Consider the following 16579-nt stretch of genomic DNA (forward strand, 5'->3'; position numbering starts at 1 on the left):
GCCCCCGACGGCGGCCGGGCTCCTCAGGACCGGCCGGCGAGGGTGCCGACCAGGGCCGCGGCCAGCGCCCGCTGACCGGCGAGTGACAGGTGCAGCCCGTCGTCGAGGAGGAGCGGCTCGTCCCCCCGCCCCGCGTCGAGGAGACGGCCGTCGACCACGGGCTCCGGCTGGGCCGCCACGAACCGCCCGACGGCGTCGAGGTCGCGGTTGCTCCAGCTGAACCCGGCCCGCTGGAAGGGCTGGAAGGCCGCGATCCCCTCCTCGTCGACCCGGTTCGGGGTGATCCACACCCAGCGGGCCGAGGTGCGGGCGGTGACGAGGTCGCGCAGGGCGCCCAGGTTGCGTTCGGTCTCGGCGAGGGTGACCAGGGTCGGCCCGTCGGCCACGCCGAGGCGCCGGACGTCGTTGGCGCCGAGCATGCACAGCACCCAGTCGGGCCGCTGGAAGAGCACCTCGTTCAGCGCCGCCAGGGCCTGGGTGGTCGTCTGCCCGGAGACCGCCGTGTTCACCAGGACGATCCCGTCGGCGGGACGCCGCAGGGCGAGGGCGTGACGCAGGATCTCGAACCAGGACAGCAGGTCGTCGGTGACGCTCTCGCCGACGGCCACGACGCGCTGGCCGGGTGCGAAGGGCAGCCGGTCGATCCCCTCGGCGAAGGCGGGGTCGTCCAGCAGGCCGATCGCGGCCAGGCGCGCCTGGTCGTCGTGGGCCCGCCGTACGTCCCGGTAGGCGTCGGTCTCCAGGCCGAACAGCGCGGCGAGACGGTCGTCGTCGAGCCCGCCGAGATAGCGCAGGGTCTTCTCCGGGTGCTGGAAGCGGATCAGCCGTTCGGTAAGCGCGGTGTTCACAGGGTCGTCTCCTTGCTCGTCGGTGAGGCCGCGGGTGATCCCACGGGGGAGGCCACGGGTGAGCCAGCGGAGGCCGGGCGCGTGCCCGACCTGTTGGCCCGGGTGCGGGGCAGCAGGAAGCCGGCGGCGACGAGCCAGGCCAGCGCGGTGAACCGGCCCGCGGGCAGCAGGACGGCCGTACCGGGGACCAGCAGGGTGAGCGTGCCCAGCTCGGCCACGAGGGCCACGACCAGGCCGGCCAGCGCAAACGGACGCGGCAGCAGCCCGGCCAGCCACCCAGGCACGGCGACGCCCGCCACGAGCAGTCCCAGGAAGACGACGTGCCCGGTGCCGCCGGTGACGAAGGCGAGATCCTGCAGGGCGCGGACCAGAGCGGGCTCGGCGAGCACCTCCGGCCGCGACAGCACCCAGCACAGCAGCGCGGACAGGGTCAGCATGACCGCGGCCAGCGCGCCGCCGACCAGGCCTATGGTGGCGCCCGGCGCCCGGATGCCGAGGTTGCGCAGGCGGGCCGAGACGGTCGCGGCGTAGATCGCCATCGGGACCGAGGCGGCGAACTGCAGGAACGCGCTCACCCGCACGGCGTCCTGGTGGTCGTGGAAGTAGGCCAGGATCACGTCCGGGGAGCCGAACGGCGAGGGGAAGAACTCGCCGCCGGCCACGACCGCGGCGACGACGATCCCGGCGAGGAACAGCGCGGTGAACACGACGCCGAGGATTCCCAGCGGCGGCCCGGCCTCGTTCTGCCGGGGCGTGCGCGCGGGGACGGCCTGGTCGGCGGAGGTATTCCGGTCGGCGGGAGCGTTCCGGTCGGTGGAGACGTTCCGGCCGGCGGGGGCGTTCCGGTCGGCGGGGGCGGTCACACGATCACCCGCCCGCCGGTCAGGTCGAGGGTGACCCCGGTGACCCAGGACGACGCGTCCGAGGCGAGGTACAGCGCGGCCTGGGCGACGTCCTCCGGCCGCCCGATGCGGCCGAGGGGGTAGGTCGCGGCCAGTTCGCCGAGCTGCGCGTCGGACATGAACCGCCGCATGCGCTCGTTGAGCACCGCGGAGGGGGCCAGGCAGTTGACCCGGACGCCGTGCCCGCCGACCTCGTTCGCCAGGTGTTTGGTGAACATCACCACGCCCGCCTTCGCCGCGGCGTAGGCGGCGTTCGCGCCGCTCGGCAGGCGGCCCGCCGTCGAGGACATGGTGATGATCGATCCCGTGCGCCGCTCGACCATGGCGGGCAGGAACGCGGCCACCGTCAGGTAGACCGACGTCAGGTCGGACTCGATGACCTCGCGCCACCGGGCGGCCCCGAGCCGCGCGGTCGGCGCGGGCGTACCCTGCCCTCCGGCGAACGCGGCGAGGATGTCGACCGGCCCCAGTTCGCGCTCGACCCCCTCGCGCATGGCCAGTACCTCGGCCTCGTCGGTGACGTCGGCGGGGGCCGCGACCGCCGTACCGCCTTCCTCCGCGATCCGCGCGACGACCGCGTCGATCGCCGCCCGGTCGCGGCCGTTCACCGCGACCGCGACCCCGTTGGCCGCCAGGGCGCGGCAGGTGGCCGCGCCGATCCCTCGTGAGCCGCCGGTCACCACCGCTACCTTGCCCGCCAGGGCGGGGTGGCGCGGGGGGCCGTCGTCGGCATCGCTGAACACATCCCTCTCCGTTCTCTTTAGTGAATCATTCATAGCACAGAACCATTCACTGCCACTACCATCGCTGCATGAGCACAGAACGGCAGCCCGGCCACGACGGAGCGCCGGAGTTCAGGCCGAAGGGCACGGCCTTCCTGCTCGCCCAGGTGGGCGCGCACGCCGCCGCGCGGTTCGCCGAGCGGGTCGGCGGGCTCGGCGTGGTCCCCTCCGACGTCGGGCTGCTGCGCATGATCGCCGTACGGCCGGGGCGCAGCCAGCAGTCCCTGGCCGGGGAGCTGGGGGTCGTGCCGAGCCGGGTCGTCGCGCTGGTCGACGGCCTGGAGCGCAAGAAACTCGTCGAACGCCGGCGGAACCCGCAGGACCGCCGTAACTACGCGCTGCACCTCACGGCCGAGGGCGAGCGCGTGATGGCCGAGATGCGCGAGCTGGGCGCGGCGCACGAGGACGACATCTGCGCCGCGCTCGACGAGACCCAGCGCGCGCAGCTCGCCGGGCTCCTTTCGGCCATCGCGGCCCAGCAGGGCCTGACGCCGGGCGTCCACCCCGGCTACCGCGGGCCACGGAAGTAAGGCACATCTCAGGGGGCCGATCTTGGCCTGACCCCGGTGTACCGGGTAGGACTGTCCTATGGAATCGCACGAGAACCTCCTCGCCGGCCCGCCGCCGACCCGGTTGCCCGATCTGCCCGAGGCCAGGGAGGCGCTGGAGTCAGGCGTCCAGGCATCCGACGTCGCCGCACGCTTCCCGGCCTACCCGGGCGCCTGGGCCGCGCTCGCGGACGAGTACTTCGCGGCAGGGCACGCCGTGACGTCGTACGCGTTCGCCCGCACCGGCTACCACCGCGGCCTGGACCAGCTGCGCCGGGCGGGCTGGAAGGGCCACGGCCCGATCCCCTGGGAGCACGAGCCGAACCGAGGTTTCCTGCGGTGCCTCCACGCGCTGAGCCGCGCGGCCCAGGCCATCGGCGAGAAGGACGAAGCGGAACGTTGTCACCAGTTCCTGAAGGACTCCAGCCCCGCGGCGGCCGAGGAACTGAGCGGCCGCTGACCCCCGTCAAGCCCGCCGACCAGGACGTGAGATCCCCATTTCCAACCAGGTCGGGTATTCTCACCTCGCAAGAGCCCCTGCCGCGATTGCGTCAGGGGCTTTGGTTTTTGCAGTGGGAGATTAGCGATGCCGGCTGTCGTTCTCGTGGGTGCCCAGTGGGGCGATGAGGGCAAGGGTAAGGCGACCGACCTTCTCGGCGACCAGGTCGACTACGTCGTCAGATACCAGGGAGGCAACAACGCGGGGCACACGGTCGTCATCGGCGACCAGAAGTACGCCCTGCACCTGCTGCCCACGGGCGTGCTCTCCCCGAATGTCATCCCGGTCATCGGCAACGGCGTCGTCATCGACCCGGGCGTGCTGCTGAGCGAGATCGACGGTCTCGAGGCCCGCGGAGTCTCCTCGGAACGGCTGCTGATCTCCGCGAACGCGCACCTGATCATGCCCCACCACAAGGCCCTCGACAAGGTCACCGAGCGCTACCTCGGCAAGGCCAAGATCGGGACCACCGGGCGGGGCATCGGCCCGGCCTACGGCGACAAGATCTACCGGATGGGCGTGCGGGTCCAGGACCTGCTCGACCCGGGCATCCTGCAGAAGAAGATCGAGGTCGCCCTCGGCGAGAAGAACCAGATCCTCACCAAGATCTACAACCGCAGGGCGATCGACGCGGGCCAGGTCCTCGAGGAGTACCTCGGCTACGCCGAGCGCCTCAAGCCGCACATCGCCGACACCTCGCTGATCCTGAACAGGGCTCTGGACGAGGGCAAGGTCGTCCTGCTCGAGGGCGGTCAGGGCAACCTGCTCGACATCGACCACGGCACCTACCCCTTCGTCACCTCCTCCTCCCCGACGAGCGGCGGCGCCTGCTCCGGCTCCGGCATCCCGCCGACCCGCCTCACCCGGGTGATCGGCATCCTCAAGGCCTACACCACCCGCGTCGGCTCCGGCCCGTTCCCGACCGAGCTCGAGGACGAGATGGGCGACTGGCTGCGCACCACCGGCGGCGAGTACGGCGTGACCACCGGCCGCAACCGCCGCTGCGGCTGGTTCGACGCGGTGATCGCCCGCTACGCCAGCCGGATCAACGGCGTCACCGACTTCTTCCTCACCAAGCTGGACGTGCTGTCCGGCCTTGAGAGGATCCCGGTGTGCGTCGCCTACGAGGTCGACGGCGTCCGCCTCGACGAGATCCCGATGACCCAGACCGACTTCCACCACGCCAAGCCGGTGTACGAGGAGCTCCCCGGCTGGCAGGAGGACATCTCCGGCGCCAAGTCCTTCGACGACCTGCCCGCCAACGCGCAGGCCTACGTCAAGGCCCTGGAGGAGATGAGCGGCGCCCGGATCTCCGCCATCGGCGTCGGCCCCGGCCGCACCGAAACCCTCCAGATCCACCCCCTGATCTAGGCGACACACGGCGGCGTCCCGCCCACGAGAAGCCCTTCGGGTACGGCGGGACGTCTTCGCCGTACCCGGGGTCAGCCGGTGCGGTGATCCATCCAGGCCCGACAGGCCGCGGCGGTGCGCAGCCGCTTCGCCCGGAGGTGAGCGGGTCCGGTCTCGGCCATGCGGGCGGCGAACAGCGTCCTGACCGCGGTCAGCCCGGTGACCGCGGCCGGTCCCCGCTTCTCCGGAGATGTCGCCGGGGAGGTGGTGGATGAACCGGCCGGCGACATCCTGGCAGAAGTCGGCGTACTCGCGGGTGTGGAGAACGAAGGTATGCCAGCCGATGTCCACCAGGTCGCTGGGACCGAGACCGACCCCGGGGTTGGCAGCGCAGGTGTGGCCGGTCACACCGATCCGCGCCATCGAGGGGTGCCACCGGAATACCGCGGCAAAGCGCGTGCTAGGCGGGCCAGCGGCCGGCGGTTTTGGCGGTCTCGATCGCCGCGCGGCCTGCCGGGCGCATCCGGCCGGCGGCCGTCAGCGCCTCGGCCTTCGCGACGTTGATGCTGGACCAAGGGCTTCGGCGGGTGCGCGGCGAGTAGCGCTGCAGGTAGTAGTCGCCGTCGAACGCCCTGCGGTGGCTGTCGATCCAGCCGTGGCACAGCGCCTCGTCCAAGGCCTCGTCGAGGGTGACGGTCGTCGCGTCGCCGTTCTTCTTGGCGATCATCAGCCAGACGTCGCGGGCGGTCTCGTGGTGCTCGGCGAGCCATGCCCTCCAGGCGGCGGCGTCGTCCAAGAGCAGGGCGTTGCCGGTCATCGTGGTCAGCCCTTCCGGCCCGCGAGGACGTCCATGTAGTGGTGGTTGACCATGACGCCGAGGATGTTGCCGAACGGGTCGCGCACCGAGGCGGTGACGAACCCGGGGCCGCGCCCGGTCGGCTTCTCGAACGGGGTGGCCCCCATCTCCAGCAGCCGCTCCCAGGTCGCCTCCAGGTCGTCGACGGCCCAGTAGACGATCGCTCCGCCGTCCCCGGTGCTCCAGCCGTCCGGAGCGAACCGCGCGTCGATGATGCCGAGTTCGTGCTGGTAGTCGCCGACGCGGAACTCCACGTAGGCCGGGGCGCCCTGCTCGGGCCGCTGGAAGTAGGCCCGCACACCGAGGAACTCGGCGTACCAGTCACGGGCGGCGACGACGTCATGGGCGTAGAAGCTGATGGTGGTGAGTCCGCGGAGCATGTCCTTCTGCCTTCCGTTCGGTGGCTTGTGAGATCGATGCTTCCAGGCAAAGTGCTCATCAAATGAGCACTTTTCTGGCATCGTCGACGTGTGAGAGCGGATCGTCTGGTGGCCGTCCTGCTGCTGATGCAGTCGCGCGGCCGGGTGACGGCGGCGGAGATCGCCGCCGAGATGGAGGTTTCGGTCGCCACGGCCCGCCGTGACCTGGAGGCCCTGTCGGCCGCGGGCATCCCCGTCTACCCGCAGGCCGGACGCCGCGGCGGCTGGGCACTGCTCGGCGGCGCCCGCACCGACCTGTCCGGGCTCAAGGCCTCCGAGGCCAGGGCGCTGTTCCTGCTGCTCGGCCCGGCCGCCGCGATCGCGCCGGAGGCCAAGACGGCGTTGCGCAAGCTCGTGCGCGCCCTGCCGTCGACGTTCCGGCAAGAGGCCGAGGCGGCGGCGGACGCGGTCGTGGTCGATCCGGCCCGCTGGGGCGAACACCGCCGCGCGCGGCCCGTGCTCGTCGATCTGCTGGAGGACGCGGTGGTCCGGCGTCGAAAGGCCCGCCTCACCTACTCCGGACGGGAGCGCGTCGTCGCGCCGTTCGGCCTCGTCGACAAGGACGGCACCTGGTACCTGATCGCCGGAACCCCCGGCGGACGGCGGACCTTCCGCGTCGACCGGGTCACGGACGCCGAGGTCATGGAGGAACCGGCCGAGCGTCCGGCGAACTTCGACCTCACGGCGGCCTGGGACGAGGTCGTCACCGCGATGGAGGAGCGGCGCGCGACGACCACCGCCACCGCGACCGTCGACGCCCGCCACCTGCCCGTCCTGCGCGACCGCTTCGGCCGCCACTGCGAGGTGGTCTCCCGGGGCGAGCGGGTCCGTGTCACGCTCACCGCGCCGACCGCGCTGGACATCGCCCGCCAGCTCGCGGGCTGGGGTGACCTCGTCATCGTGGAGGGCCCGCAGGCCGTCCGGGACGAGTTGGCGAAGCTGGCCGCCCAGCTCACCACGTTGTACGGCCGACAGGACCAGGACCGGTAGCCCTCGCCGCCGACGACAGGCCGCCCGTCCGGCCTACCGGGATGTCGCCGGCGCCGATCCGGACGGCGCCGTGGTGCCGGATCCGGCCGGCCGGGTCAGATCGCCGGTACGACGTTCGGCGGCAGTGACAGCCCGGCCTTGACCTTACGGGTCTCCGCGTCGGCGAGCACCTCCAGCCGGTCGTTCTCCAGGGCGTCCATGGTCAGCTCCGCCACGGTCGCGGCGCTGATCTTCGGCGCGTCCGTCCAGCTGCTGAGGTCGGTGTCGACGAAGCCCGCGTGCACCCCTACGACCAGGGTGCCCTGCGCGTGCAGGCCCTGCCGCAGGGCATTCGTCAGGGACCACTGCGCCGCCTTGGAGGCCGCGTACCCCGGGAAGTCCGGCCTTCCGACCCACGACACCAGCGAGAGCATGTTGACCAGGGCACCGCCGCCGTTGCGCGCCAGCACCGGGGCGAAGGCCCGGGACACGGCCCAGGTGCCGAAGTAGTTGACCTCCATCGCCTGACGCGCGCCGTCGAAGCCGCCTTCGAGGAGCGTGGACCCCGAGCCCCCGATCCCGGCATTGTTGATCACGATCGAGACGTCACCCGCCGCCGCGGCCGCCGCGGCGACCTGCTCGTGGTCGGTGACGTCCAGACGCAGCGGCACCAGGCCCGGATCGGCCACGCTTGCCGGGTCACGGACCGCCGCGTAGACCTTCGCCGCGCCGCGGTCGAGCAGCGCACGGGCGAACTCACGGCCTATCCCGCGGTTGGCTCCCGTCACCAGGGCGACCGATCCCTTGATTTCCATGGTTTTCTCCTTCATCGAATTCGTTGCCGGCTTTGCCGATTGCTCAGTTCGGCCTGCGCCAGGTGAGTTCGGCCGTGCGGTCCGCACCCCACAGGCGGATGGGGGTGGCGATGCCCGGTTTCAGGAACTCACCCTCGAAGCCGACCGTCCGGATCTGAGACCTTCCGGCCCGGTTCGGGAACAGGCTGGTGGTGCGGACATGGCTCCTCGGATCTGCCGGGCACATCTGGATGATGGATAACATCCTCCTTGAGGATTATCCTCATCATCCAGAAAGTCAAGCGACGCATCCGAAGGGAGCCCGGCATGGGGCACTCGAAGGCCGACAAGGCGGCATCCCGGGACCGGGTGCTGCAGATCGCGGCACGCAAGGTCCGGGAGGAAGGCGTCACCCGCCCCGGCATCGCGGACCTCATGAAGGAGGCAGGACTGACCCACGGCGGCTTCTACAAGCACTTCGCCTCCCGCGACGAGCTGATCGCCCAGGCCACGGAACTGGCCCTGACCGAGGGCACGGCGAACATGGAGCGAGCCGCGCAGAAGAACGAGGAAGCGCCGCGGTCCGGTCTCATCGACGCCTACCTCGCCAAGCGGCACCGCGACTCACCGGCCACCGGCTGCGCCCTGGTCACCCTCGGCGCTGCCGCGGCCCGCGGCGACCGGCACCTCAAGGAGGCGTACGAGCAGCAGGTCCGCGCCTACCTGGACCTGCTCGCCGACCTCGACGGCGACTCCGAGGACGCCCGGGCCGAGGCGATGGTCACCCTCAGCGCCATGGTCGGCGCCATGCTGATGGCCCGCGCGACGGCCGGCCACGACCTCTCCGACGAGCTGCTGAAAACGGTTGCCGACCGGCTCAAACGGCATGTGCCGGGAACTCCGGCGTCCGCCGGCTGACACGCGGGGCCGGTACGGTGTCCCCGTCCACAGCGGGACGACGCGGCCCGCACAGGCCGCGTCTCGTGGCACGAGCAAGGAGGTTCACAACATCTTCGAGGTTCCACGCGTCGAAGTGATTATGAACTCATACACCGAACGCATGAGCCGTCCGAGGGCCCGCCGATTCGGAGCCTGGGTGAGTACCACCGCCCTCGCCACCTCGCTGGCGACGGTCCTGGGCGCGAGCGTCGCCGACGCGGCCATCGTGGAGAGCGCGGCGGCACAGGCCACCGCCGCCACCGCGGGAAAGACCGGCCAGGCCGCCGACCGGCTGGGCCGGGTCGACTGGGCGGCCGTGGTGGAGCCGGCGCTGAACTGCCCTGAGCCAGGGCCTAACGCCACCTGGTACGTCGTGCGCGCCCGCGTCGCGGCCGTCGGCGACCTGACCCGTGACGGACGGCGCGAGACCGTCGTCGTGTCGTCGTGCCCGAGCCCGACGTCGAGCAATCCCCTGATCGCCTTCGTCTACGACGGGGGCTCCAAGCGCTCGGCCCCCCACCTGCTCGGGAAGCTCGGCGAGAACCGCTACTTCAAGTCCCTGAAGGTCACGGTCCGCGACGGGCGGGTGCACCTGCGCGGCAAGGTGGTCAGCGACCGGGCCCCCAACTGCTGCCCGGATCTGATCGTCGGCCAGACCTACGCGTGGAACGGCACGAAGTTCCACAGGACAGCGGAGAAGGCGACCCGCATCTCCTGAACCCTCGCCGGGGTCCGGCGCCGGCCACCTCGCGTGGTCGACCGTCGTGTCTTCGACGCGGCCGGACTCATCCGGGGCGGAAGAGCGATCCGGGGGTCTCCACGGAGGAGTTGACGTCCTGTCGAAACAGGATGCGAGCCGTGCCGTGGAATCGGCCCTCGGGTCGGTAGGGTCCCCTGTGTGCATGCCGAGATCCATGGCCACCGGGGAGCCCGTGGGCTCCGTCCCGAGAACACCCTGCCCGGGCTCGCCCACGCCCTGGAGCTGGGCGTCGACGCGCTGGAGTTCGACGTCGCGCTGACGGCCGACCGGCGCCTCGTGCTGACCCACGACCTCACGGTCTCGCCGGTGACGAGCGCCGACCGCCATCCCGCCTTCCACGGGGACCCGCTGTTCCCCTACGTGGGCCGGCCCGTCGGCGAGCTGACGCTGGCGCAGCTGCGCACCCTCGACTGCGGCGTACGGCTGCCGCGCGACCCCGGCGACCGTTTCGCCGCGACGCAGGTTCCGGTGCCCGGCACCCGCATGCCGACGCTCGGGGCCGTGCTGGGGCTGGTCGACGCCTACGGGGCCGACGGGGTGCGGCTGCACGTGGAGCTGAAGTCGGATCCGACGAGGCCCGACCTCAGCGCCGATCCCGGCGAGTTCACCGAGATGGTGATCGCCGAGCTCGACAGGCACCGCAGGCTCAGCGGGTCGGCGATCCTCAGCTTCGACTGGCGGATCCTCCAGGCGGCCCGCGCCCTGGCCCCGGCGACCTCCAGATACGCCCTGATCGAGCGTGACACCATGGACGCCGTCTGGCTCAACGGCCTCCGGCTCCAGGACTTCGACGACGACCTGCCGGCCGCCGCGCTGGCCGCGGGGGGCACCGTACTGTCACCCGACCACGTGCTGGTCGACGAGGAGCTGGCGCGCAGGGCGGAGAAGGCGGAGTTGCCGCTGGTCGTCTGGACCGTCAACGAGCCGGGCAGGGCCGCCAGGATGCTCGATCTCGGGGTGGCCGGGATCGTCACCGACTATCCCGACCGCATGCGCGCCCTGTGGGCCGAGCGCGACCTGCCGGTGCCGCCGCCCGCCTCCCCGATGCGCCGGAGCGGCACGTGACGGGCACACGGACGTGGGACCGGTGCCCGGGGACGCCCGGACGCGGAAACGGCGCGGACCGGGCACCCACGTGTAAGACCGGCACCTGACGGACGTCCGGACGCGGAAGCGGTGCGGACCGGGCGCGCGGGCGTGGGACGGCACGGCCTCCGGACGGCCGGAGGGCACGGGTGTCCCCGCCCGTGGGCGTCCCGGGGGTCACATCCAGCCGTTGCGGCGGAATCCCCGGTAGAGCAGCGAGCAGACGACCACCATGACGCCGATCACGATCGGATAGCCGAAGACGGACTTCAGCTCGGGCATGTGCTCGAAGTTCATGCCGTAGATCCCGGCGATCATCGTGGGGACGGCCATTATGGCGACCCACGAGGAGATCTTCCGCATGTCCTCGTTGGCGAGCGCGTTCGAGCGGGCGAGCGCCGCCTGCAGGATGGAGTTGCACAGCTCGTTGGACGACTCGACCTGCTCACAGACGCGGGCCAGGTGGTCGACGACGTCCCGGAAGTACTCCCGCATCTCCGAGGGGATCATCCGGCGCTGGGCCAGCGTCGCCAGCGGCGCCTGAAGCGGGGTGACGGACCGCTTCATCTCGATCATCTCGCGCTTGAGATTGTAGATACGGCCGATGTCACGGGCGCTGACGTCGGCGAAGACCATGGCCTCGACGTCCTCCAGCTCGGCCTGCATCAGGTCGGCCACGGTGAGGTACTTGTCGACGACGTGGTCGGCGATCGCGTGCAGCACGCCGGTCGGCCCCCGGTTGAGGAGCTTGGGCTTGTCCTCGAGGCGCGCGCGCACCTCCGACAGCGGGCAGTGCCTGCCGTGCCGTACGGTCACCACGAAGTCGGGCCCGACGAAGGCCATGATCTCGCCGGTGCCGATGATCTCGCTGGTGGCGGTCAGCACGTCGTGGTCGAGGTAGGCGACGGTCTTCAGGACGACGAACAGCGAGTCACCGTAGCGCTCGACCTTCGGCCGCTGGTGGGCCTTGACGGCGTCCTCGACGGCGAGCGGGTGCAGGGCGAAGACCTCCGCCAGCCACTCGACCTCGGGGGCGTCGGGTTCGTGCAGGCCGACCCAGACGAAGGCGTTGCCCTTCTCGTCGGCGGCGTTGTGCTCACGGACCAGCTCCAGGGCGTCGACGATGCCCAGGGCCTCGATCTTCTTGCCGCCGACGTAGGCGGCGTACTCGACGAGCGAGTCGCTCGGCGGGACGCACTGGGGGCTCACCCGGTCGTTGACCGGGACGGCGGGACGCGGGGTGCGGACAGCACGTGCGTGCTTGATGCGAGGGAAAAGGAGCGAGGAGCGCATGGCAGGCCTTCCCGCCCGACCCGGCACTGATCGCGCGCGACGCGTTGTCACCTCAGCTCGAAAGGGGATGCGCGCGATGCCGGTCGGACACCGGTGTGAAGTGGTCAAGGGTGCGCACGGAAAGCGTGCGCGAGCACGTACTGCTGGGATCGCCAGAGGACATCCCCAACCACCTCCAATCAGCGTCAGACGGGCAAAGCCGCCCAAAACTTAGCACAAAGTTCAGGGACGGCTCCCAGGATACCCCGGCCCGCAAGTGACGATCATGCGAACCCAACGAAATTCACATCCTGTTTACGGCGATATCAGACGCTTCAACGCGATATGCCGGGATAACCGGCGCGAACACCGACGGAATCATGACGCCCGCCGACGACACTGCGACGCGGGCGGATCTCTGTCCACAGCCTGTGGACAGGCGGCGGGCCCGCGGCCGATAGGCTCTCACAAGTGCGCGTTCTTGTGATTGGATCCGGCGGGCGTGAGCATGCCCTGTGCCGGTCGCTGGCGGCGGACCCCCAGGTCACCGAAGTCCACTGTGCTCCGGGAAACGCGGGTGTCGCGCAGGTCGCGACCCTGCACCCGGTGGTCCAGACCGATCCCGCGGCGGTGGCCCGCCTCGCCGGGGAGCTGGAGGCCGACCTGGTCGTGATCGGCCCCGAGGCGCCGCTGGTCGCCGGGGTCGCAGACGCGGTCAGGCAGGCGGGCATCCCCTGCTTCGGCCCCTCAGCCGAGGCCGCCAGGATCGAGGGCTCCAAGACCTTCGCCAAGGAGATCATGGCCGCCGCGGGCGTGCCGACCGCGCGCTCCCGCACCTGCGTCACGCCCGAGGAGGCCGCGGCGGCGCTGGAGGAGTTCGGCACGCCGTACGTGGTCAAGGACGACGGGCTCGCGGCGGGCAAGGGCGTGGTGGTCACCGAGGACCGCGACGAGGCGCTCAGGCACGCGGCGGCGTGCGGCCGGGTCGTCATCGAGGAGTTCCTCGACGGCCCCGAGGTGTCGCTGTTCGCGCTCTGCGACGGGTCGACGGCCGTGCCGCTGCAGCCCGCCCAGGACCACAAGCGCGCCTACGACGGCGATCTGGGCCCCAACACCGGCGGCATGGGCGCCTACACGCCGCTGCCGTGGGCCCCCGCCGACCTCGCCGACCGGGTGATGACCGAGACCGTCCTGCCGACCGTGACCGAGCTGGCCAAGCGCGGCACGCCGTACACGGGGGTGCTCTTCGTCGGGCTGGCCCTCACCCCGGCGGGCCCGAAGGTGATCGAGTTCAACGCGCGGTTCGGCGACCCGGAGACCCAGGTCGTGCTGGACCGGCTCGCCACGCCGCTCGCGAGCCTGCTGCTCGCCTGCGCGACGGGGACGCTCGACCGGTTCGGGCCGCCGTCCTACCGCGACGGCGCCGCGGTGACCGTGGTGGTCGCGGCGGAGAACTACCCCGCGGATCCGGTCAAGGGCGACGTCGTCGAGGGACTGTCCGACGTGACGGGCGACGCCTACGTGCTGCACGCGGGGACCGCGTTCGACGGCGACCGCGTCGTCTCCAGCGGCGGCCGGGTGCTCAGCGTGGTCGGCACCGGCCCCGACGTGGCCGCCGCGCGCGCGGCCGCCTACGAGGCGGTCGGCCACATCCGGCTGCGCGGCTCGCACCACCGTACGGACATCGCCCACCAGGGGATCTGAGCGCGGGTCCGGGCCCGCGGGCACCGGAACGGCCCGCCCGGCCGTCGCGGTCCCGTCCCACCGGGGCGGGATCCCGACGACCGCGGGACGTAGCGCCCGACCGGCGTGCCGCGATAAGCCGGGGGAAGCCCGTGATCCCCCGGCCCCGTCCCCGCGGGCCCCGTCCTCCGGAGGAACGATGTCGCTCGACCCGATCTCCCCCGAACGGATCGGCGACACCGGTGTGCTGCGCTGGCCCGGCACCTGGCGGGTGTACGTGGCCACGCGCAGCGAGGAGATCAGGGCCGACGCCGAGCGCGCCCTGGCCGTGCGCGACGGGGCGTGCCCGCCCACGTCCGCCGCCGAGGGCATCGGCACCCACCTGACCCGCGCCGAGTCCTACGCGCGGAGCAGGCACGGCCTGCGGCGCTGGCTCACCGGCCACGCCATCGAAGGGGCCTGGTCGAACATCAACAGCGCCACCGTGATGCTGTACGGCGTGCTGCCCACGGCCGAGCTGTGCGGCCGGATCACCGAGGTGCTGGCGATCGGCCGGGCCTACCTGCCGGACGACGACCCCAGGCTGGCCCAGCTCAAGGCCAGGTTCGCCGCCGGGGACCCGGGCGAGAACGACAGGCCGCTGATGCAGTCGGTGCTGCGGGCCGCCTACACCGCCCAGGCGATGGAGACCGGAAGGGTCCGCAGCTTCCGCAACCTGCTGCTCGGCGGGGTGGTCATGCTGAGCCTGATCGTGCTGGGCGTGGTGGTCGTCGGCGCGATCTGGCCGGACGCGGTGCCGATGTGCGGCAACCAGCCGGCGATCTCGCCCCAGGGGCCGACGCCCGCCCGGATCTGCCCGACCGGCGGTCTGCGCCCCGGCCACGGCGACGTCCCCCTCGTCGCGCTGATCGGCGTCCTGGGCGCCGCGCTGTCCACGGCGACCTCGCTGTCCACCCGCTCCGAACTGTCCACGCGTTACTCGCTGGCGGTGGTCCAGAACCTGCTCAAGGGACCGGCCGGGATCGCGACCGCCGTACTCGGGCTGCTGATCCTGAACTCCGGTTTCATCCCCGGTTTCTCCGGGCTCGCCTCGCAGCCGGCGATCCTGGTCTGGGCCATGGCCTTCGGGTACGGCCAGCAGATCGTCACCCGCTTCGTCGACCAGCGCGCCGACAACCTCCTGTCGGCCGCCTCCCCGCTGACCCCCTCGGGCCGGGGCACCCGTACGGCGTGAATACACTCGGGCCGGTGACACGAGCGCGGTGACACGAGCGCCGCGGACGGCTGTCCCGAAGTCGTCCGGCCGGCGTGTCACCTGAGCGTGCCACTGAGGCGTCACACATGTGTCGCGTGGGACACCCGTGACACATGGAGGTTCCGGAGTGACCGACTGATCGGTCGTCCAAGGGGTAGTTCCTGCACGAAGTAGCCGGTTCAGGAGCATCCAGCGGCTAGTGTTGGCCGACGCCCCCCGGCTGCCGCCCCCCTCCTCGTACGAATAGCAACTCCACCCCCAAGGAGCATGTCGCATGGTCCGTTACCGCGTGCGCGGTGGCAACCCCCTCCGTGGAACCGCCTTCATCCAGGGTGCCAAGAACGCCGTGCTGCCCATGATCGGCGCGGCGCTCCTGGCGGCCAAGGGACGGACGGTGCTGCGCAACGTCCCCATCATCGAGGACGTGCGCCGCGCGGTGGAGCTGGCCGAGGCGATCGGCGCCAAGGTCGAGCTCCACGAGGCGGAGCGCACGCTGGTGATCGACGCCTCCACGCTGAAGAGCCCCGTGCTGCCCGCGGAGATCGCCCGCCGTTTCCGCGGCTCGGTGCTGTTCGTGCCCGCGCTGCTGCACCGTCTCGGCGAGGCCGTCATCGAGGGCGTGGGAGGCTGCAACCTCGGCAGCCGCAACCTCGACTTCCACTACCTGGGCTACAAGCGCCTGGGCGCGGTCGTGGACGAGGGCGACGCCGTCATCCACGTCAAGACGACCGGCTTCACCGGCGCCACGCTCTACCTCGACACCCCCTCGCACACCGGCACCGAGAACCTGATCATGGCGGGCGTCCTCGGGCGCGGCACCACCGTGATCGAGAACGCGGCGCTGGAGCCCGAGGTCCTCGACGTGATCGAGATGCTGACCCGGATGGGCGCGAAGATCAGCGGCGGCGGGACCGGGTTCATCACCGTGGAGGGCGTGGAGGAGCTCCAGGCCGTCGAGCACACCGTGATGCCCGACCGTCTCGACGCGGGCGTGTTCGCCATGGCCGCGGCGGTCACCGGCGGCGAGGTCAACCTGGTCGGCGCCGACCTGGATCACCTCGGCGTGGTCCGCTACAAGCTGGAGCAGATGGGGGTCGAGTTCGCCGACCACGGCGCGGTGCTGCACGTCCGCCGGGACCGCCCGCTGCGCCCGATCAACGTGATCACCGACACCTACCCCGGCTTCGCCACCGACCTGCAGTCCCCGATCATGACGGTCGCCTGCCTCGCGGACGGCGCCAGCTACATTCACGAACGCATTTTCGACGGCCGATTCGCCCTGGCCTCCGAGCTGAACAAAATGGGCGCCGACATCGAGGTGAAGGAGAACAGCGCCGTGGTCCGCGGTGCCACCCCGCTCACCGGAACGGACGTCACCGCTCACGATCTGCGTTCAGGAATCGCTCTCGTGCTCGCCGGTCTCGCGGCCGAAGGGGAGACCGTGATCGGGTCAGGATATCTCATCGACCGGGGGCACTCTTATCTCGCCGAGCGTATGCAGGCGCTGGGAGCCGATGTCCGGCGTGAGATTTCTGCATGAAAACGAGACGGTTTCAGTCTCCCAAAAACCGCTCTGACCTGTGTAAACACTGACAGTCAGGGTTTAGACCGTGGGTT

Annotated in this window: 18 protein-coding genes; 10 read left to right on the forward strand and 8 right to left on the reverse strand. The window is 71.4% G+C overall.

The annotated features are described in order from the left end of the window. Positions 1–23: 23 nt before the first annotated feature. Genes AB0N02_RS19500 through AB0N02_RS19510 form a run of 3 tightly spaced genes read right to left on the reverse strand, consistent with a single transcriptional unit; the run spans position 24 to position 2493 of the window. Complete coding sequence (locus tag AB0N02_RS19500) at positions 24–848, reverse strand: GDSL-type esterase/lipase family protein (protein ID WP_363948181.1); 825 nt, start codon at positions 846–848, stop codon at positions 24–26. After that, a complete protein-coding gene (locus AB0N02_RS19505; RefSeq protein ID WP_363948184.1) occupies positions 845–1711 on the reverse strand; it encodes a hypothetical protein in 867 nt (288 codons plus the stop codon). Before AB0N02_RS19505 ends, AB0N02_RS19500 begins: the two co-directional genes overlap by 4 nt. Further along, the gene (locus tag AB0N02_RS19510; RefSeq protein WP_363948186.1) at positions 1708–2493 is read right to left on the reverse strand and encodes an SDR family NAD(P)-dependent oxidoreductase; all 786 of its coding nucleotides are present in this window, start codon (positions 2491–2493) and stop codon (positions 1708–1710) included. The genes AB0N02_RS19505 and AB0N02_RS19510 overlap by 4 nt, the downstream gene beginning before the upstream one ends. 68 nt (positions 2494–2561) lie before the next feature. Here AB0N02_RS19510 and AB0N02_RS19515 point away from each other — a divergent pair, with 68 nt between their 5' ends. The 3 genes from AB0N02_RS19515 (at position 2562) to AB0N02_RS19525 (ending at position 4950) form a co-directional block, all read left to right on the forward strand. Continuing rightward, positions 2562–3062 carry a MarR family winged helix-turn-helix transcriptional regulator gene (locus AB0N02_RS19515; RefSeq protein WP_363948188.1) on the forward strand — a complete coding sequence of 167 codons (501 nt, stop codon included), beginning with the start codon at positions 2562–2564 and terminating at the stop codon, positions 3060–3062. Between the two features lie 58 nt (positions 3063–3120). Next, positions 3121–3540 (forward strand): DUF3151 domain-containing protein, encoded by a 420-nt coding sequence (locus AB0N02_RS19520; protein ID WP_363948191.1) that lies wholly within the window; start codon positions 3121–3123, stop codon positions 3538–3540. A gap of 126 nt (positions 3541–3666) precedes the next feature. Then, on the forward strand, positions 3667–4950 hold the full coding sequence (locus AB0N02_RS19525; RefSeq protein WP_363948194.1) for an adenylosuccinate synthase: 1284 nt from the start codon (positions 3667–3669) through the stop codon (positions 4948–4950). Between the two features lie 439 nt (positions 4951–5389). On the opposite strand, the gene AB0N02_RS19530 is transcribed toward AB0N02_RS19525, so the two are convergent. Then, the gene (locus tag AB0N02_RS19530; protein ID WP_363948197.1) at positions 5390–5746 is read right to left on the reverse strand and encodes a hypothetical protein; all 357 of its coding nucleotides are present in this window, start codon (positions 5744–5746) and stop codon (positions 5390–5392) included. 5 nt (positions 5747–5751) lie between these two features. Then, on the reverse strand, positions 5752–6165 hold the full coding sequence (locus AB0N02_RS19535) for a VOC family protein (protein WP_363948200.1): 414 nt from the start codon (positions 6163–6165) through the stop codon (positions 5752–5754). 90 nt (positions 6166–6255) lie between these two features. On the opposite strand from AB0N02_RS19535, the gene AB0N02_RS19540 reads away from it, so the two are divergent. Continuing rightward, positions 6256–7194 (forward strand): WYL domain-containing protein, encoded by a 939-nt coding sequence (locus tag AB0N02_RS19540; protein WP_363948203.1) that lies wholly within the window; start codon positions 6256–6258, stop codon positions 7192–7194. Between the two features lie 95 nt (positions 7195–7289). On the opposite strand, the gene AB0N02_RS19545 is transcribed toward AB0N02_RS19540, so the two are convergent. Next, complete coding sequence (locus AB0N02_RS19545; RefSeq protein WP_363948206.1) at positions 7290–7988, reverse strand: SDR family oxidoreductase; 699 nt, start codon at positions 7986–7988, stop codon at positions 7290–7292. A gap of 43 nt (positions 7989–8031) precedes the next feature. Beyond that, the gene (locus tag AB0N02_RS19550; protein ID WP_363948209.1) at positions 8032–8232 is read right to left on the reverse strand and encodes a hypothetical protein; all 201 of its coding nucleotides are present in this window, start codon (positions 8230–8232) and stop codon (positions 8032–8034) included. Positions 8233–8294: 62 nt separating this feature from the next. Here AB0N02_RS19550 and AB0N02_RS19555 point away from each other — a divergent pair, with 62 nt between their 5' ends. From AB0N02_RS19555 to AB0N02_RS19565, 3 genes are all read left to right on the forward strand, one after another. Beyond that, positions 8295–8885, forward strand: coding sequence for a TetR/AcrR family transcriptional regulator (locus AB0N02_RS19555; protein WP_363948212.1), 591 nt, complete (start codon positions 8295–8297; stop codon positions 8883–8885). Between the two features lie 178 nt (positions 8886–9063). Next, positions 9064–9624 carry a hypothetical protein gene (locus tag AB0N02_RS19560; RefSeq protein WP_363948215.1) on the forward strand — a complete coding sequence of 187 codons (561 nt, stop codon included), beginning with the start codon at positions 9064–9066 and terminating at the stop codon, positions 9622–9624. Between the two features lie 180 nt (positions 9625–9804). After that, entirely contained in the window at positions 9805–10731 is a 927-nt protein-coding gene (locus tag AB0N02_RS19565) for a glycerophosphodiester phosphodiesterase family protein (protein ID WP_363948218.1), read from the forward strand. Positions 10732–10929: 198 nt separating this feature from the next. Here AB0N02_RS19565 and corA read toward each other — a convergent pair whose 3' ends face one another. Next, entirely contained in the window at positions 10930–12045 is a 1116-nt protein-coding gene (gene corA / locus AB0N02_RS19570; protein ID WP_363948221.1) for a magnesium/cobalt transporter CorA, read from the reverse strand. Positions 12046–12495: 450 nt separating this feature from the next. Here corA and purD point away from each other — a divergent pair, with 450 nt between their 5' ends. The 3 genes from purD to murA all read left to right on the forward strand — a co-directional run bounded on the left by purD (position 12496) and on the right by murA (position 16502). Next, the gene (purD, locus tag AB0N02_RS19575) at positions 12496–13728 is read left to right on the forward strand and encodes a phosphoribosylamine--glycine ligase (protein WP_363948223.1); all 1233 of its coding nucleotides are present in this window, start codon (positions 12496–12498) and stop codon (positions 13726–13728) included. Between the two features lie 178 nt (positions 13729–13906). Next, complete coding sequence (locus AB0N02_RS19580; RefSeq protein WP_363948226.1) at positions 13907–14941, forward strand: hypothetical protein; 1035 nt, start codon at positions 13907–13909, stop codon at positions 14939–14941. A gap of 295 nt (positions 14942–15236) precedes the next feature. After that, the gene (gene murA / locus AB0N02_RS19585; RefSeq protein ID WP_363948229.1) at positions 15237–16502 is read left to right on the forward strand and encodes a UDP-N-acetylglucosamine 1-carboxyvinyltransferase; all 1266 of its coding nucleotides are present in this window, start codon (positions 15237–15239) and stop codon (positions 16500–16502) included. The last annotated feature ends 77 nt before the right edge of the window (positions 16503–16579 follow it).

Source organism: Streptosporangium sp. NPDC051022 (genome assembly GCF_040683035.1).
GTDB lineage: Bacteria > Actinomycetota > Actinomycetes > Streptosporangiales > Streptosporangiaceae > Streptosporangium.

What these genes read in the sequence shown, in the direction of transcription:
- AB0N02_RS19530 (WP_363948197.1), bottom strand. Translation starts at nt 5,746, where the DNA reads ATGACCGGCAACGCCCTGCTCTTGGACGACGCCGCCGCCTGGAGGGCA.
- AB0N02_RS19555 (WP_363948212.1), top strand. Translation starts at nt 8,295, where the DNA reads ATGGGGCACTCGAAGGCCGACAAGGCGGCATCCCGGGACCGGGTGCTG.
- AB0N02_RS19525 (WP_363948194.1), top strand. Translation starts at nt 3,667, where the DNA reads ATGCCGGCTGTCGTTCTCGTGGGTGCCCAGTGGGGCGATGAGGGCAAG.
- corA (WP_363948221.1), bottom strand. Translation starts at nt 12,045, where the DNA reads ATGCGCTCCTCGCTCCTTTTCCCTCGCATCAAGCACGCACGTGCTGTC.
- AB0N02_RS19545 (WP_363948206.1), bottom strand. Translation starts at nt 7,988, where the DNA reads ATGGAAATCAAGGGATCGGTCGCCCTGGTGACGGGAGCCAACCGCGGG.
- murA (WP_363948229.1), top strand. Translation starts at nt 15,237, where the DNA reads ATGGTCCGTTACCGCGTGCGCGGTGGCAACCCCCTCCGTGGAACCGCC.
- AB0N02_RS19580 (WP_363948226.1), top strand. Translation starts at nt 13,907, where the DNA reads ATGTCGCTCGACCCGATCTCCCCCGAACGGATCGGCGACACCGGTGTG.
- AB0N02_RS19520 (WP_363948191.1), top strand. Translation starts at nt 3,121, where the DNA reads ATGGAATCGCACGAGAACCTCCTCGCCGGCCCGCCGCCGACCCGGTTG.
- AB0N02_RS19515 (WP_363948188.1), top strand. Translation starts at nt 2,562, where the DNA reads ATGAGCACAGAACGGCAGCCCGGCCACGACGGAGCGCCGGAGTTCAGG.
- AB0N02_RS19535 (WP_363948200.1), bottom strand. Translation starts at nt 6,165, where the DNA reads ATGCTCCGCGGACTCACCACCATCAGCTTCTACGCCCATGACGTCGTC.
- AB0N02_RS19550 (WP_363948209.1), bottom strand. Translation starts at nt 8,232, where the DNA reads ATGTTATCCATCATCCAGATGTGCCCGGCAGATCCGAGGAGCCATGTC.